The organism is Marivirga aurantiaca (assembly GCF_016679925.1).
In the GTDB taxonomy this organism is placed as follows: domain Bacteria; phylum Bacteroidota; class Bacteroidia; order Cytophagales; family Cyclobacteriaceae; genus Marivirga; species Marivirga aurantiaca.
Genome location: NZ_JAEQBW010000002.1, coordinates 121,725 through 137,961, shown reverse-complemented (window position 1 = coordinate 137,961; position 16,237 = coordinate 121,725). Strand labels below are relative to the sequence as shown.

Annotated in this window: 17 protein-coding genes; 14 read left to right on the top strand and 3 right to left on the bottom strand. The window is 40.0% G+C overall.

Annotated features, from left to right (window positions below):
* The first annotated feature begins 22 nt into the window (after positions 1 to 22).
* From JKA74_RS06095 to JKA74_RS06045, 11 genes are all read left to right on the top strand, one after another.
* On the top strand, positions 23 to 871 hold the full coding sequence (locus tag JKA74_RS06095; RefSeq protein ID WP_201430288.1) for an RteC domain-containing protein: 849 nt from the start codon (positions 23 to 25) through the stop codon (positions 869 to 871).
* Positions 872 to 960: 89 nt separating this feature from the next.
* Entirely contained in the window at positions 961 to 1,242 is a 282-nt protein-coding gene (locus JKA74_RS06090) for a helix-turn-helix domain-containing protein (RefSeq protein ID WP_073094955.1), read from the top strand.
* Positions 1,243 to 1,392: 150 nt separating this feature from the next.
* Entirely contained in the window at positions 1,393 to 2,019 is a 627-nt protein-coding gene (locus JKA74_RS06085) for a hypothetical protein (RefSeq protein ID WP_201430287.1), read from the top strand.
* Positions 1,931 to 2,665, top strand: coding sequence for an AAA family ATPase (locus tag JKA74_RS06080; protein WP_317193566.1), 735 nt, complete (start codon positions 1,931 to 1,933; stop codon positions 2,663 to 2,665). Before JKA74_RS06085 ends, JKA74_RS06080 begins: the two co-directional genes overlap by 89 nt.
* A 56-nt stretch (positions 2,666 to 2,721) precedes the next feature.
* The gene (locus tag JKA74_RS06075; protein ID WP_317041589.1) at positions 2,722 to 2,946 is read left to right on the top strand and encodes a helix-turn-helix transcriptional regulator; all 225 of its coding nucleotides are present in this window, start codon (positions 2,722 to 2,724) and stop codon (positions 2,944 to 2,946) included.
* Positions 2,943 to 4,229 (top strand): DNA methyltransferase, encoded by a 1,287-nt coding sequence (locus tag JKA74_RS06070; protein WP_073094952.1) that lies wholly within the window; start codon positions 2,943 to 2,945, stop codon positions 4,227 to 4,229. The genes JKA74_RS06075 and JKA74_RS06070 overlap by 4 nt, the downstream gene beginning before the upstream one ends.
* A 1-nt stretch (position 4,230) precedes the next feature.
* Positions 4,231 to 6,435, top strand: coding sequence for a sensor histidine kinase (locus JKA74_RS06065; protein WP_201430286.1), 2,205 nt, complete (start codon positions 4,231 to 4,233; stop codon positions 6,433 to 6,435).
* Position 6,436: 1 nt separating this feature from the next.
* Positions 6,437 to 7,687: a hypothetical protein gene (locus JKA74_RS06060; protein WP_201430285.1), complete on the top strand. Its 1,251-nt coding sequence runs from the start codon at positions 6,437 to 6,439 to the stop codon at positions 7,685 to 7,687.
* A gap of 7 nt (positions 7,688 to 7,694) precedes the next feature.
* A complete protein-coding gene (locus JKA74_RS06055; protein ID WP_201430284.1) occupies positions 7,695 to 8,369 on the top strand; it encodes an HNH endonuclease signature motif containing protein in 675 nt (224 codons plus the stop codon).
* A gap of 832 nt (positions 8,370 to 9,201) precedes the next feature.
* Positions 9,202 to 9,819 (top strand): hypothetical protein, encoded by a 618-nt coding sequence (locus tag JKA74_RS06050; RefSeq protein WP_201430283.1) that lies wholly within the window; start codon positions 9,202 to 9,204, stop codon positions 9,817 to 9,819.
* A gap of 264 nt (positions 9,820 to 10,083) precedes the next feature.
* The gene (locus tag JKA74_RS06045; RefSeq protein ID WP_201430282.1) at positions 10,084 to 10,506 is read left to right on the top strand and encodes a DUF6943 family protein; all 423 of its coding nucleotides are present in this window, start codon (positions 10,084 to 10,086) and stop codon (positions 10,504 to 10,506) included.
* A 492-nt stretch (positions 10,507 to 10,998) separates the two neighbouring features.
* Here JKA74_RS06045 and JKA74_RS06040 read toward each other — a convergent pair whose 3' ends face one another.
* Both JKA74_RS06040 and JKA74_RS06035 read right to left on the bottom strand, forming a co-directional pair.
* A complete protein-coding gene (locus tag JKA74_RS06040) occupies positions 10,999 to 11,406 on the bottom strand; it encodes a DUF5675 family protein (RefSeq protein WP_201430281.1) in 408 nt (135 codons plus the stop codon).
* A gap of 11 nt (positions 11,407 to 11,417) precedes the next feature.
* Positions 11,418 to 12,191, bottom strand: coding sequence for a hypothetical protein (locus JKA74_RS06035; RefSeq protein ID WP_201430280.1), 774 nt, complete (start codon positions 12,189 to 12,191; stop codon positions 11,418 to 11,420).
* Positions 12,192 to 12,382: 191 nt separating this feature from the next.
* Between JKA74_RS06035 and JKA74_RS06030 the strand changes: the two genes are divergently transcribed.
* Positions 12,383 to 12,583, top strand: coding sequence for a hypothetical protein (locus tag JKA74_RS06030; RefSeq protein WP_236587555.1), 201 nt, complete (start codon positions 12,383 to 12,385; stop codon positions 12,581 to 12,583).
* 520 nt (positions 12,584 to 13,103) lie between these two features.
* Here the strand turns inward: JKA74_RS06030 and JKA74_RS06025 are convergent.
* On the bottom strand, positions 13,104 to 13,865 hold the full coding sequence (locus tag JKA74_RS06025) for a hypothetical protein (protein ID WP_201430279.1): 762 nt from the start codon (positions 13,863 to 13,865) through the stop codon (positions 13,104 to 13,106).
* A 139-nt stretch (positions 13,866 to 14,004) separates the two neighbouring features.
* On the opposite strand from JKA74_RS06025, the gene JKA74_RS06020 reads away from it, so the two are divergent.
* On the top strand, positions 14,005 to 14,610 hold the full coding sequence (locus tag JKA74_RS06020; protein WP_201430278.1) for a PDDEXK family nuclease: 606 nt from the start codon (positions 14,005 to 14,007) through the stop codon (positions 14,608 to 14,610).
* Positions 14,611 to 16,040: 1,430 nt separating this feature from the next.
* The gene (locus JKA74_RS20860) at positions 16,041 to 16,190 is read left to right on the top strand and encodes a type I restriction-modification system subunit M N-terminal domain-containing protein (RefSeq protein ID WP_262895926.1); all 150 of its coding nucleotides are present in this window, start codon (positions 16,041 to 16,043) and stop codon (positions 16,188 to 16,190) included.
* Positions 16,191 to 16,237 lie beyond the last annotated feature (47 nt).

Here is a 16,237-nt window from a genome sequence, read left to right as displayed (position 1 = left end):
AAATGATAAACTCACTTTTTAAATGTCTGATAACTATAACCAACTATATGAAGATTTAGAAGAAAAGCTTAGAATGATCGATTTGGAGGAAGATAACCTCCTCAAAAAATCTGAACAGAGCTTTCAAATGGTCCTGATTGCCATTAACCAGTTAAGGGAGGGCTTGACTAAAAACCCATTAGATTCTCAAGCTAGCGAAATCCTGTTTTTCAAGGAGATCAAACCGAAATTCGTCAGTAAGCTCATCTACCATCTTAGTGTGTTCAACATTGAAACCAACAAGCCCAATGGAGGTATCAAAGTAAGACGCAAATACTATCAGAATGAACTGGACAAACTGAAACGATATTTTGATGACAATCTGGAATTTTACCGCTATTACCGTACTCACAGCAATTACCTGGATCACAAATATTTTGTAAGGGGCAAACAGGACATAAGGTTAACGCTTGATTCTTTCTTCTTTGAAACTGACCCGAACTTCTCAACTAGCCATGATTTTAAGGTTTCCAACATCCTGGCCAATGACCTGCTCAATGTCTATCTGGAAGATGAGTTGAACAAGCTGAGCTTGACAGATTTAAACAACGGAAAATCACAAGTCGAACCGAAGGTGAAAATAACATGGACAGACTCCAAAGTAGCGTTGATTGAGCTGATGTACGCCCTCCATGCCCGTGGGGTTTTTAACCATGGTAGAGCAGACTTGAAAGAAATTTCCAAATGTATGGAAGACACTTTTGGAGTTGATTTAGGACAATACCACCGCACATTCCTCGAAATACGTATCAGAAAGACAGGAAGGACGAAATTCCTCGATTCCCTGCATGAAAGCCTTATCCGCAGAATGGATGAAGCTGATGAGAAATAGAATAAAATCTTTCCCAACTTCGGTTTGCCTTGTGAATAAAACCCACTAAACGGGAACATCTTCGCTGTTCAATCAACATTTGTTAAGATATGGCAGCAGAAGTAATTACCACGGACGACCTTCGTGAGTTCAAGATCGAACTCCTGGAAGATCTCAAAAGGCTACTCAAAGAACATTCCGGGCAGCCAACCAAGAAATGGCTGAAATCCTATGAAGTCCGCAAGCTCCTTGGTATTTCACCCGGCACCTTGCAGAACCTGCGGGTGAACGGCACATTGCCTTTTACCAAGATCGGGGGCGTAATCTACTATGACTATACCGACATTCAGTCCATGCTCCAGTCCAATAAGTTTCAGAACCGCTTGAGGTAAAGCACATGGCCGGGCATGAACTACATCAGGCACCTTTCCGCAGCGTTCCAGCAGATGGATGCAGATACCAGGCTCACGCCCTACCATATCAGTCTGTATATGGCCTTGTTCAGGCGGTGGAACCTCAACTTTTTCAAGAACCCGATATCCGTGTCGCGGGACGAGTTGATGAGGTTGTCAAAAATCGGTTCGGTGAACACCTACACCAAGTGCCTGAAACAGTTGGATCAATTCGGGTATATCCGTTATGAACCGTCATACAATCCGCATCGGGGCAGCCTCATTTACCTGTACAGTTTTGATAAAGGTGATGATAAGGGTACTGATACAGGCAGTGAAATAGCTGTGAGACCTTATACAAACAATACAAACCCTTTAAACTATGAAAACGAAACAAACTTGGGTAAGCGAGCTAAAAATTTTGAGACAAGTTCAAATGATTCGGAAATGAAGAAAGAGAAAAGTTCCGCTAAAAGAGAAAGAATGACCGGCTATGGCCCGGACATTCCACCTCTGGAAGAACATGTCAAAATCTACTTTGATGAAAAAGGATATCCTTCATTGGAGGCCGAGAAGTTCTACAACTACTTTCAGAGCAATGGCTGGCTGGTAGGTGGCCGTTCCAAAATGAAAGACTGGAAAGCAGCCGCCCGCAACTGGATGCTGAACGCCCAAAAATTTAATGCCTATGCAAAAGATCAGCGAAACCATCAGCCAGGTCCTAAACCCGGAAACCTCCACTCAGGAACCGGCAAAGACTATGGCGAGCCACTCTAAGTCTTGCTCAGAGAGTGTTCAAAGCAACATCATCCAATTCGACAAATGCCTTGAATTTCTGGAGAAAGCAGGCAAGGCCTACACCAGTCCAAAATTCCGGATATGGAAGGAAGACCACTTGATTATATTCAAACTTCTGGTCTACTTCTACCAGGACAAACCCAATGCTGAAAAGCACGGCATTGACTTACACAAAGGCATCCTGCTGACCGGTCCGGTCGGTTGTGGCAAAACCTCCCTGATGACCCTGCTTCGCTTCATGCTCGCACCCAAAGAGCAATATCTCATCAAGTCCACACGGGATATTACGCTGGAATTCATTCAGGATGGCTATTCAGTCATCAACAAATACTCCAAAGCAGCCTTCCAGCAGACAGGTGGAGAGCTGTGCCCGAAAGCCTATTGCTTTGATGATCTGGGTGTAGAGTCCAACATCAAATATTATGGAAACGAAACAAATGTGCTGGCCGAAATCCTCCTCAGTCGCTACGACATGTTCATTAGCCGGCACATGATCACACACGCCACCACCAACCTTTCTGCCAGCGAAATTGAAAACTGCTATGGAAATCGGGTTAGAAGCAGATTAAGGGAGATGATGAACGTGATTGCTTTTGAGAAGGAAGCGAAGGATAAGAGGGTGTGAGCAGATTATTTGGCATTTACTTGGCGGTTTCATTTAACTCAATATATTTGCATGAGATGCTAATCAATATGAGCAAAATAGCAATAAATCGTCTTAAAGTAGTTTTAGCAGAGCTAAACCGAACAAACAAGTGGCTGTCAGAGCAGTTGGGCAAAAGTGAATCCACAGTATCCCGTTGGTGTACCAATGAGATTCAGCCCTCTCTCGAAACCCTTCATCAGGTTGCTAAAGTACTCAACGTTGATATCCGTGACTTATTAAATCCAACGAAACGAAAATGACTACTGCCATACATAATCCTATCACCGATATTAGACGAAAGTTCCAGGAAATCCCTGTTAGCCCAGAATGGTGCTTCAAAAACGTGCGTTCAACTGAACAGTGGACACATGGGTATCATCGATACCCTGCAAAATTTCTACCGAATCTGGTGAAAAAGCTTATAGAGGATTACACAGATCAGAATGATTTGGTTGCGGATCTCTTTGCAGGATGCGGAACCACTCTTGTAGAAGCCAAAGTTCATGGCCGGGCTTCTATTGGAGTAGATATTAACCCTGTAGCCATTTTGATTACTCAGGCAAAGACGACTCCTATACACCCTGATGAGCTACAACGTACAACCCAAAAAGTCTTCAATAAAATCGAGAAATTCAGTGGCTTTGAATCGAAAACTCTCAAGCTTCATGAAAGAATCGATTATTGGTTTTTTCCCGAACACAAGCAAAAGATAGCATTCTTATATCAACAAGTATTAGAAGAGCAAAATACATCAATCAGAGACTTCTTTCTTGTAGCTCTGTCAAACATCCTAAAGAATTGTTCAAAATGGTTACAATCAAGCACTAAGCCCCAAGTTGACCCTAAAAAGAGTCCTGTTGATCCGTTCAAAGCATTTCGCATCCAGGTTAATCAAATGGCCAGGAAGAATAAAGAGTTCTATGAACAGCTTGAGACCAGCCATTTTATCACGACAAAATGTGAAATAAAACTTGAAGATGCTAGAAATACGAGCATACCTTCAAACAGTGTTGGAGCAATTATTACTTCTCCCCCATATGTCACCTCCTACGAGTACGCTGATATCCATCAACTCACGGGATATTGGTATGAATATATAACAGATCTGTACGGATTTAGAAAGGGGTTCATCGGAACTTTTTATTCTCTGAATCAAGAGACTAGTACACCATCATTTATAGGACAGGAAATAGTTAATAATCTGCTTGAAATGGACAAGCGCACAGCAAAAGAAGTTGCTAATTATTTTAACGATATGCTTTCAGTAGGAAAGGAAATGTTCCGGGTACTACGGGCTGGAGGTCACGCTTGTATTGTGATCGGTAATACGACATTGATGGATGTGAAAATTAAATCATCTGAAGTCTTTGCAGAAATCCTCACCATGCAAGGTTTTGAGATTGTAGATATCATTAAGCGCTCTATTCCAAACAAATTGATCCCTACAATACGAGATAAAAAGTCTGGTAGATTTTCAAAGTTGGATAATAAGAATAGCAAACTGGTTTATCCTGAGGAGTACATTTTAATAGCAAGAAAGTAATATGGCAATAATAAAGTCAGGTGAGACCCCATTTCAGGCGTATGCCCGTCTGATTAGCGTATTAGGTGACCAGCTTATCAGTGATAAATGGGTAGGAGTAATTGAATTGGTGAAGAACAGCTACGATGCTGATGCAGAGAAAGTAATTGTAAGATTTTTGAATTTTGACAATCCTAGTGCTTCTGCAAAGCCAACAATAGAAATTGAGGATGACGGACATGGTATGAATATCGATACCATACTGGATGTCTGGATGAAGCCAGCTACACCAAACAAACTCAACAAAAAAAAGGCTGGTGACAAAAGATTCACTGAAAAGGGCCGGGTAATGCAAGGGGATAAAGGAGTTGGTCGCTTTGCGATTTATAAGCTTGGGGATTATGTTGAGGTTTACAGTAAGACTAAATCAACTGGTGAAGTAAAATTGACATTGGACTTTCATGATTATGCAGATGATGAGTTCAAGGAAAGTGAACATCAAGACAAGTATTTACATGAGATTTTGAATAAATGGGAAGTCAACGATAAGCCTGAAAAAATCATTAATGCTAAAGAACAAGGTACACTTATCAGAATCTCTGATATTAGGAGTGATTGGAAGTTTGAGGATTTAATAAAACTAGATAAGGCTTTTTTCAGAATGAAACCGCCTAAGCTACCTGGGCTAAGCATTCCAGAAGACTTCCAATATGAAGTTATCTGGGATCACCGGAAACCGCCAAAAACTTATAAAAGGTTTGATGAAATTTCTGATTTGGCACCTTATTATTTTGAAGGAATGCTTGATAGCCATGGCAATTTAGATGCAATCTATACGCATAACAAATCGACAGTTAATATCCAATTTAATCTATTTGAAGATGAATTGGACATTATATCATCTGGAATAAGGAGCTTAAAAGCCTATAGAGATCAATTTCTCAAATACGATAAGAAGGAAATCGTAGAAATCCGTAAGCCGGAAATTGGTGGTTTTATGTTTTTCTTCTATGCCTATGATTTACGTGATCCAGCATTGACAAAAGACGAGATTGAGTTTCTGAAGGAAACTTCAGTTTACTTATATCGAGACAATATTAGGGTATATCCTTACGGTGAGATTGGTGATGATTGGCTCAAGCTAAGTAAATCAAGGGGAGAGTTGAAGGCAGGTGATTATTTTACATATAATGATCTTCTTGGTTTTGTTTTTATTACTCAAGATGAGAACCCAAAACTCCGTGATGCAGCTGACAGAGAAGGTTTGATGAATATCAATGGAGCTAAGGACGACTTTATAGCACTAGTTCAGACCGTTCTAAAAGTCATGAAAACAAAGGTCGACATTGACCGCAAAAAGGAGGAATTAAAAAAGCAGAAGGCAATAAAATCCCTCAGCAAATCTTATGAAGAAAGTTACAACACCCTTCAAAAGAAACTGCTAGAATATGATGATGCAGAATTAATTGACCGCTCTAAGAAATTCTTCAATGCCACCAACAATCTGATACAAAAGGTTCGTGAGGACTTGAAAATCACCCAAGAATTGGCCGGTACCGGCATGGCTGTCGAAAAGGCAACCCACGATACCATGTCACTCTTGAAAAGGTTGAAAGTCAATACTGAAGATTTTGTCAATCGCTTTGATAAAGGGAAAATACAATCCAAGGAACTCAGGGATTTTTTAGTAGAGCTTCAGGAAAACTTAGAGTTTCTGTACCAGGAGTTGCAGGTACTCCAGCCACTGTTTCGGGTGGCCAGAAAAGTAACCAAGGATGTAAGCGTCCGAAATGTTACCGAGAGGGTTATAAAATATTTCAGGAAAGAGCTTGAAGGAAAGATCAAGGTGAATCTAGATTCCAATAAGGACATAGTGGTAAAGACGAATACAGGACTAATTCTTCAAGTCATCCTCAACCTCATGGATAACTCCATTTATTGGCTGGAGCAATTATCAGATAAGGACAAACAGATTAGTATTGTTTTTAATGAAGATGATAACACTGTAATTTTTGCCGATACTGGCCCTGGCATTCCAGAGGATATAGAAGATCTGATATTCACAGAATTTTATACAAAGAAATCTGAAGGCAGGGGATTGGGCCTATACATCGTCAAAGAGTTACTTGATAGGATTGATGCTGAAATTTCCCTCATAACCAACCCCAATTTAAGAATTCTAAAGGGAGCCAATTTCATCATTAAGTTTAAAAAAGAAGAAAAGTAGCATGGAAGGAGTTGTTTTATTTGCTGACGATCATATCTACTCAGAAAACCGCCCTGAGAGAGCTTTATTTGAATCTTTACGGTCGGATCTTCCGGTGCTAGGTGTTCAATCATTAGAGCTTGCCAGCAAGGCAGTCCAATCAATTGGCACCTTTAGCGCAGTTGTTTTAGATTGGCAATATTCCCAAGATGATAGTTTTGAAGACATTGCCGAGGAATTAGGGGCTGGAAAAATATCAATTACAACTGCACAAAAAGAAGATGCTGCATACGACTTTCTTTTAACCAACAATTTTTATTCACTCATTTATATCTTCTCAGAAAAGGATATAGAAGAAACCTACGGTCAGGCTCTTCGTGAGAAATTTGGCAATAGGATTATTATCGAAAAGAAGGATGAGAGTTTCACTACGGATAGAGTGTCTGAATTCAAAAAGAAAATATTGGAAGGCATTGATGAATGGAAGGAATCTAATAAAAATCTATCCTTACCTCTTAAATGGACAGTTGCAATTAATGAATCAATCCAGCAAATATTCAAAGAGCTTTCCGAGGCTGAAAAGGATTGGATATTAGAAATTTATAAATCAGCGCAGGGTGACGGAGTTGATCCTGAACTTTTTGTCATAGAACTTTTACAGTTGATACTCTCTGAGTCCTTGGTTCAAAACGCAGGTTTAATTGAAGCATTAAAAAATGAAGGTGATCGACAAATTGAAACAAATGACTCGGACGACAAGAAAAAGTCATTATCTAAACTGTTCAGCCGACTACACTACTCTGAACTTAAACCTGACGCTCCATTGATGACAGGAGATATTTGTGAAATAGAGGACAATGTGTTTGGCATAATAATTACCCCAGAATGTGACATAAAAAAAGTAAAGACCAACAAGGAATTGAGCTTCGATCTTTTAAAGTTTTCCCACAACTCACTTGAAGAGATACTTAAGCTGGATCACGTGAAGAAAAATAAAAAGAGTATTTTCTTTCAGGTCATGCAAAGTCTTCACTTTTTTCCTTCTCTGCCTCTATTATCAGATGATCTTAATAAGGGTTGTGTCATTGATTTTACAACCGATTCTATCAAGATCAATTCGAAAACCCTTCAGGAACGAATAAAAATTAGACCGAGAAAATTCAAGGTAAATTCCCCTTTCATTCAACAGCTTAGGCAACGATACATCTCACACCTTGGAAGGGTGGGTACGCCTGCTGTTCATACATTGGTGAGAGATTGGAATATAAATTGAATTCGTTATGACCAAGACTCGAAAATCCATACCCCAAAAAACTAAAGCTCTTTTACAACAAGAGATTAACTCCCAGTGTCCAATCTGTGATGATTCAAATGTTGACCATTTTGAAATTCATCATATTGACGAAAATCCGGAAAACAATGCTTCTGAGAACCTTTTGATGATTTGCCCGATTTGCCATTCCAAAATCACCAAAGGTGACATTAGCGAGGAGGAAGTGAGGCAAATCAAGAACTATCTCACGTTAAAGGCTAAAGGCAAAGCCAATGCAAAATCATCAAATACCATCAACATCAAAGGCAATGTGGCTAATTCTACTGTGGCCAATTCGATCAGTGCACAGACAATTGTCTATAAATCTCGAAGCAAACCAAAGATGGAATTTGCCGATGGGGCCATTGGCAAAAAAGCTGAGCTAAAGAACTACATTAAGCATTTAATCGATCGTTATAACGAATACAAGGAAGGCGATGTTGGCAAATCCAAAATGAATTATGCTGCCATTTGGGGTATCATCAAAAAGGAATTTAAGGCAAGTGCCTATCAGATCCCCGAAACACAATTTGAGTCGTTATGTCTATTCCTTCAAAAGCGTATTGACAACACAAAACAGGGCAGGATCAATAAGGGAAAAGGACACAAAAATTACTCAGGGTTCGATGACATTTACGGGTGACCTCCCCATACCCATGTGCCTCCAGCCTGCTCATTCCGCTGCGCTGCACTCACAAGCTTCCAGCACCGCACAGCAAGAGTAGCCCGCTATTGCATTCCGCTTTGCTCCATTTCATACCGCGCCACACTTGCTTTTCCCAACGCTCAAACCCCACGCAGGAAAAGCGGTGTTCGTCTATCGCCCTCGGCATAGCATCATGCCAGGCCACCACAGCCCATTTTTTGAAAGTGTTTGTCTTTTATTGGTCAAAAAATAAGCTGTGTTGCCTTACGGTCTCCGCTGAAGCTCCGAGCCTGTCATGCTGCTTGCAACTCGGTTGTCATCCTCACGGCAGCCTACTCTGTCTGCTCTTGCCGCTTCTCTGCTCTCCGCTTTCGCTTCGTTCCGCTCAGCCGCAACGCATCCACCGGCTGCCCGTGTTTTTGCTCGCCTGCGGGTCGCTGCGGGCTGCAGGCTGTCATGCTTTTTGCACCAACGCATGGTATCCCACCACACAGGCAATCGCTTATACCTTCCCAACGCTCAAAGCAAAAAATCTCGCCAGCCCTTGTGTAGTTCCGTTCCATTCCGGGCTTTTGTCGAAAGTCAAAATACAAAAGCCCTGCATTCCACTACTCACATAGCCATCCCCCACTGTTCGTTCCTCACAGCTTTCCGGTCTGGCCCCCTTGCTCCACTCGCAGGACGGCTCGCAAGCCTCCGTTCGTTCCTCTCTCCGGCTGGCTTGGCCGTTCGTCCATTACGCTGCGCTCCACAGCCTCCGGCCAGCCGTTTTTGGTTTTCCTGCGTTCCCGCACTAAATTAAATCCCACAGTTAACCATTGCCACAGTTATGAATTGTAGAACCAGAAAAAGAAAGGAAGAGCTCAACCGAAAATTTTATATTCAACCCGTTAACTACTTGAAACTTCTTAATGGTCAACACAAACAAGGCTGTTGCGGGTCTTTGGATGATAAATACTACATCTTTTCATATAGACCCAGGGGAGATTATAACGCTCAATCGAAATATTTTTTTGTCGGTACTCATTGTGCCAACGAATTCCTTGATATTATCAAACACGATCCCCTTCCACTTTTTAATCCTTTGATACATGAACAGGGGAATTATGTACCCGGGGATGGTAATTCTTCCGGATCCAAAGACAAAGCACCAATTCATCCCTTCAATCGGGAGCTACTTACCGCAATTAATATGCTTTGTATTTCATGGGATATTATTCCAGAGTCAGGACTCGAAAGCATCATCAAATTCACTAATAATAAGTCAACTGATCCTAATCTCAATGGGATCGAGTGGTTCAATAAGATTGTCGCAAAGGATGCCAGAAAAAGAACCCTTAGACAAATGATCGATGAGTTAAGAGAAACCAATGACATAAAAGAGATGAGATTCGATCTGATGAACCAATACCTTAATGAGAAGGGATTCGAAAATTACATCCGATAACCAATTAGAACAAAACAAAGAGTGCAGCTAAGTTAGGCGGGCCCCACAAGGCCAACCCTGATCAGGACCGTCAAGGTCAAGCCCTGCGGGTTTTTAAAAAAATCTCCACCCGCCAACTGGCGGGTAGTATTTTTCCAAAAAACCTTGACTGCCCTGTCCATGCCCACCTGACCAAAGGCTTTCTCTTTTCTTTTTTTCCCTTTTTTCTTTTCTCTTTTGAAATGTGTGCGAAGCGGAGCGAGCTAAACTTTAAATGCTCGTACTATGCACAATTTCCAGATGAAAACTTACAGGGATGGACTAACCACGGTAAAGCCTCACTTTTTCATGCTTTCCAAAGGACTGAATGCGGGAAAGCCGCTCGAAACCCCTTGTCCCAATTGCTTCACCATCACCACAGAATCGGAGGAGGCACGGAACTTTTATTTCTGGCTCTCTTACGGTCTTTGGCAGGCACAGGCGTTTATGCCACACCTGACCGGTTCTGTTGTCCCATTCATCAGGATAGGTGATGCCAGAGCGGTATTGCTGGCAGGGCAGGAAAAGGCCTTGAAAGACCGTAGGAAGTACCTAAAGTCATTGGCACTCCTTCAGGACTTTGAGAAGAAAGCTAAGATCCTGCAAAAGCAGGTAGAGCTGGTAAAGCAGGTCAAGAGAGCCATCATTTTTCAGATACTCCTGGAATGAAAAAAGGCCCCATGAGGAGGCCTTTTCATTGAGAGGAACACAAACTTTCCCGACTTGCGGGAATCACATCCCCTTCGGAGGTGGATGTTTTCTTTTGAACCGTTGGAATAACACCTTTAGCAGAATGGACACGGTAAAGCTCACTATCGCTCCAACAGCAGCTAACACACAGGTGTGGAGGATATCCCCGGAGCTGATATTCACCAGGACACTCAGCAACGTGCCTCCGGCAGTTCCTGCCTTCGTGCCACCTCCGCTTACCAGGTTAGCCATCTTTCCTGTCCGCTTTTGCGCTATCCTCTACGGTCACTTGACTGACTGCAGTCAGTACCGTCCCGCCTACGGTGAGATAGCCGCCCAGAGCAACTATTCCGACTGGTAAACTGATCGGTGCTGCCAACAAAGCGCCACCAGCTGCCGCTAGTGCCAGACCTACATTACGGAGCACCCTGAAAAACTTGGGGGTTGGGGCTTTCGCCCTTTCTATGATTGTCATACGATTTTTGCTTTTTGAATAATGAGAAATACACTTTCGCCTCTTTCCATGGCCTCAAACACAAGGGTTTTCAGCTTGGAATCGGCAATTTTGGATTGCGTCCCTTTACCTGGGCCAACAACTTGTGAAACCGGGGCTATACAACCCTTCAGTTCCTTCAGGGCATCATTGGCGGGGTGAAAGAGGATGCCGCTTCTGTTGGGCACATTTTTTACCAGCAAGTGCCAGCCCCGTTTTTTGGTATATCGCTTTACAAGCTCATACCTCCCTTCCGGGATGCACGACACCATTCGCTGGTTTTCCCTCCAGGGAAGTTCGATAGTGGAGCAAACCAGCTGCTCCCCATCGAACAGGCTACCACTCGTTCCCTCCGGATGATAGTTTCTTGTCAGAATCAATTCCATCCGAATCTGGATTAGGTTTGTTGAACGGCAGGGGCACCATCAATAGCCACCAACGCCAGGGCGTTGTAAGACCCGTTTTTCAACGGGTAAAAGCTCCCGTTCACTTCCTGGTAGAACTCTACACCAAAAGCCAACAATAGGGGTTTAGTACTGTTAGCGGGCAAAGCATTGGTCAAGCTTACAGCCGCTTCGGCCTGTGGGCCGATCGCAATCTCACCGCTTTCGGATGTCACCAGCGTGAAGTCATCCGACTCAAAATCAATCTCCGCACCTGCAGAGACGAATTTCAGGTGCGTAGCACCTTGAGGTGCAGCGATGGTATTCTGGGGCACAAAGCCCGGCACATTCACTACAGCTTCACCTGTTGCCCGGTCAATGCTTACATCGAATGGTGCATACATGGTAGCTCCCAAGCGACCGTTTGCATTGAACTCAAAGCCCTGCAAAAGCTCCAGTTCACCATCGAGAACGTTCCGTTCTCCCCGGGAACTGGTTGCATCCGCTTTGATGACCTTCACCATTTCCCTGGTCAGCCTGGAGGTCAACCGGCTATCAGAGGTTCGCAGAAGAAGCGGCCTGAAGGCCGTTCTCAAAGTCCGTCCGGCTGCACCGGCACGGCCAAACTCAGCACCGTTTTCGCGGGTACGCTGAAAAGCCGGATCGTTCTGGATCCGTTCCTTGTCCACCCCGCCCTTTTCACGGGCCAGGTAGCCATCTCTAGTTTTGTAAAAGGACATGTCACCGACCTTGCCCTTCAACTTGATAATCCCAGCTTGTCTTGCCATATCATTTGAAATTTTGATTTGTTGCTTCGTTGCAACTCACCGAAAATCAGATAAATCAGGAGGGAAGACAAAAGACAGGTTCCGCATAGGAACATTGGATACCGTTTATTCCGATTGGTTCAAAATGAACTGCCAATGGCATTTCCTATATTTACAGTACACCAAAAGCATAGATGAAGCATAGATAAAGTATGATTGAAACCAAAAGAGCCTGTATCTATCCAAAAGACGTGCAGCGAATCACGGGCATGAGCGAGCGTTACGGAAGAAAGCTCCTAAACAAGATCAGGGAGGAGCTTTCCAAAGAACCGCATCAGTTCATCAGCATAGATGAATTTTGCGAGTTCACCGGCCTTGCACCGGCCATTGTTGAGCGTTACATCACCGATTGATCTTGCCAGATGAAGGCAGTCAAACGGCACTAAAATCTATGACTCTTTGCCAATAAATTTTAGCACTTTTTGCCACGATTTGAACCCAAAACGTAGGCTTTTTTGTATATTTACAAAGGTTTCGGAGTTCACCAAATGCACTCAAACCAGTTCGAATAAATTGAGAACTGAACGGTGAACCCGCTGAAATACGTTCTTGTAACTTACTGATACATAAAGATTTGCGTGGGGTGGTTGTAATCCAGTCACCCCGACATAAGCCAGTAGATCAATCTGCTGGCTTTTTTTATGTCCATTTTTTTGATTTATTAAAGATTGCAGGCAGGATGAGAACGGATTGTGCGGCATGGTTTTGTGCGTATGAGTAATCCTGCCACCCCGACTATAAAAGCCTCATACATTACGTATGGGGCTTTTTTCATTTTAGTAGTACCAATCATAGTACCATTTTTACTTTAGTATTGTTATTCATGAAAAACTATAACTAATACTCATCATTTAATTATGGTTACAATATCATTTATTGATTGCTCTGGTTACCATAATCTGTAATATTAATATGAACAGGTGAAGACGGTGCATTATTTTTCCTTATTCTATCTACAACTTCTGCCCTTGATAATCCAAAAGCATTTGATAAATAATGTAAATGAGCTTGTCCATTTTGCCAAGGTTCTTTTCCAGCAATACTACGAAATGTAATGTAGAAGCAATGCCAGTGATCTCCTTTGTCTAAGAATTTACCTATTGTTTTATTCCTAAATTTTATCATATGTCTAAGCTGACCATCAGACAAGCTTGTCTGTCCAAATTTTACAATCTTATCACCATCGATGTAAGTCATCTTTGGCAATTCCGATTCTTCAATTTTTAATGGCAATGATTCTCCGATGTACTGACTCATTTTAAATCCCCTTTCGGAAGTAATTTTATAAAATTTAAATAATTGATCTGTTGTAAGTGTTAGGTTCTTAAGTAAGTTTATTTGTCTTGCTTTTTTATTTTCTGAAAGTAAGAATTCTAATTCTTTAGGCAATTTGCAATTCTCAACTTCGCTGAGTCTCTTCTTCCAGTGTTCTTGAGCTGCTTTTTTTGCTTTAGTTTCGATAAGTCCTTTCGGAGCACTAGGGAAGTCTGCTGTTAATAAAAAAATAAATTTGGACTTGATAGAATTAACTTCCGATTCATGGTAGATTTCCAAAGGATCAGAATATTCAAACTCACCAATCTCAAAAATATGATAATGACCACCATTACCTGTACTAAAAATTTTCTCTTGCATCTTTATAAAAATTGATCTTTAATATAGTCAATAAAAACTCTAGGAGACCAGTAACTCGCATTTTTTAACATCTAAAAGAATAAATATTTATTCAATAATTAGCACTTTAAGAACAATTTTAAACTAAAAACTAATTATTATGAGTAGTATCAACACTTATTTTCAATGGGAATCAGACCTTCAAGAATCACTTTTGATGACTGATAATGAGAACAGATCAATTTTAGAAAAACAACTGATTAGGTATCCTTTAAATGAACAAGCAATCATTAAAGATTTAAAAATTTATAAAGAATTTGAAATCCAAAAAGGTTTGATCGATCTATTAGCAGTCCATAAAACAATTGAAAAAAAGACTGAGTTCTTTGATGTCCATATTATTGAATTGAAACGAGACGGTATAACATACAGAGCTTTAGATCAAATTTTACGATATCGAGAGTATGTACAAAATTATTTTGCTGGCTGGGACTTTACTGAAATGCTGATTGACAAAAAAAGGTTAAGAATATTTTCACATTTAGTTGGTACAGAATGTGATTGGACTAGTGATTCTTTTTATACAATGATGCACCTTCAGAAGAATTATAACATCTACAATCATGAATATTATTTAGACCCAGTAAATGGATTAACTTTTACTTCATATTCTAATTGCCAACAAACAGAAATTGAAGTAAAAGAGTGCGCTATGGATGAAATAGTTGATATGTGCATTAATCAATTTAAACCAGATGATAATTAAATCAAATAGAGGCTGATTATAAAGCCTCTCATTTTTTAATAGGTATGATTTAATTAATGCCCACATGACACTTTTATTTATTGATGAATAAGAATAGAAGATTCTCAAAATCTATTTAGGAAATAGTAAGGTTTTGATGGCTTAATGTGGTATAAAGAAGGATGTACGAAATGATATCAAATTCTTTTGATAGTTGATCATAAATAACATATTTTTGTAAAAGAAAATGGAGGCTTTAACACCTCCGTTTTCATCTGTCCTTAATCACTATTTCGGATATACCACTCAACAATGAGTTGTATAATGATAGGTAAGAACATTGCGACCACTTCAATTATGATCTCTTGCATATGTTATCTATTTTAAGAGTGAAGTACAGAGGACAAAATCCAAACCTAATGAACTCCACTTCATTAGGTTTTTTTTCTGCCATGACGATTACAACAAATTTAACTAATCATTTTGCATACTCAAAGGCTTAAAAGTTACCTACAGAAAGGTGTGGATAAGTTATTAAACACCTGTATACCAATTAGTTGTTTGTATTTTTTCAAGTAGAAATATACCCTATAGGTATCTAATTGGGCATTATGAAAAAATACAATAAAGTTTCCCACAGCCAACAGCAAAAAAAAATATTGTAATTTTCAAATATTTACACTTCTTTACATTTAAATTTTAACTCTGAATTATAATTCTTAAAATATCCTTAACAGATACCGCATTCTGATACAGAAGGCTATATTATCCAATTTTACATAAATCAAAGTAATTGCTAGTCAAAAACAAGCAAATAAAGCATTGCAAGCAAGTATTCCAAGCGCATAAAATGTATTTGAATATTATTAAGGGTATTTTTATTAATAGTTGCTTGTTTTTGCTTTCTTTTTTTACTTTAGGTGAATATTACTATAAAGAGTCGGAAAATTGTCGAAAAATTCATTATAGAACATAATATGATAGATATTGCTTTTGTAAATCGAGTTCCAATTAATGCAGGTAGTTATAGATATGAACTTAGAATTAGGATTTTAAAAGTGGAATTAAATAACTTAGATAAAGATATCAGACCTATAAATCATTAAGATGTTAATAATTATCAAAAGTAAAGCAAATAATTTATAACTAAGGATTTATAAATGACAATAGAAAAAACTGTAACATTCAGAAAAATGGTATCTAATTAAGAAATTTATTTCTTTGTAAATTGATATAATTTAAGTTTCTAAAATCGAAGAAGCCTTAATGAAAAAATCTAACTCTTCCTTTTATTAAGATGTAAAACCAGTATAACCAAATCAATATCCTCGCTTCTTAGAAATATTATTATCACCAATTCAGCGGGAAACTGCATGTATATTTAATTGCATCTACAATCTTTTCACCTTAATTTTAATGACTTTTTAATTAAATAAATTTAGTTTAGCCAAATGTCAATAACAGAATTAGAAATACTTGAAGCTTGGCTTTGGGACTCCGCCAACATCCTTCGAGGTAGTATAGATTCCTCAGATTTCAAAAATCACATTTTGAGACTTCTATTCCTGTCACCCCTCCACAAGCTCTTCATAGAAATATGAGGAGCTTTTTTTTGTTTATAGCCACTTATATATGAATATAAAAGCAA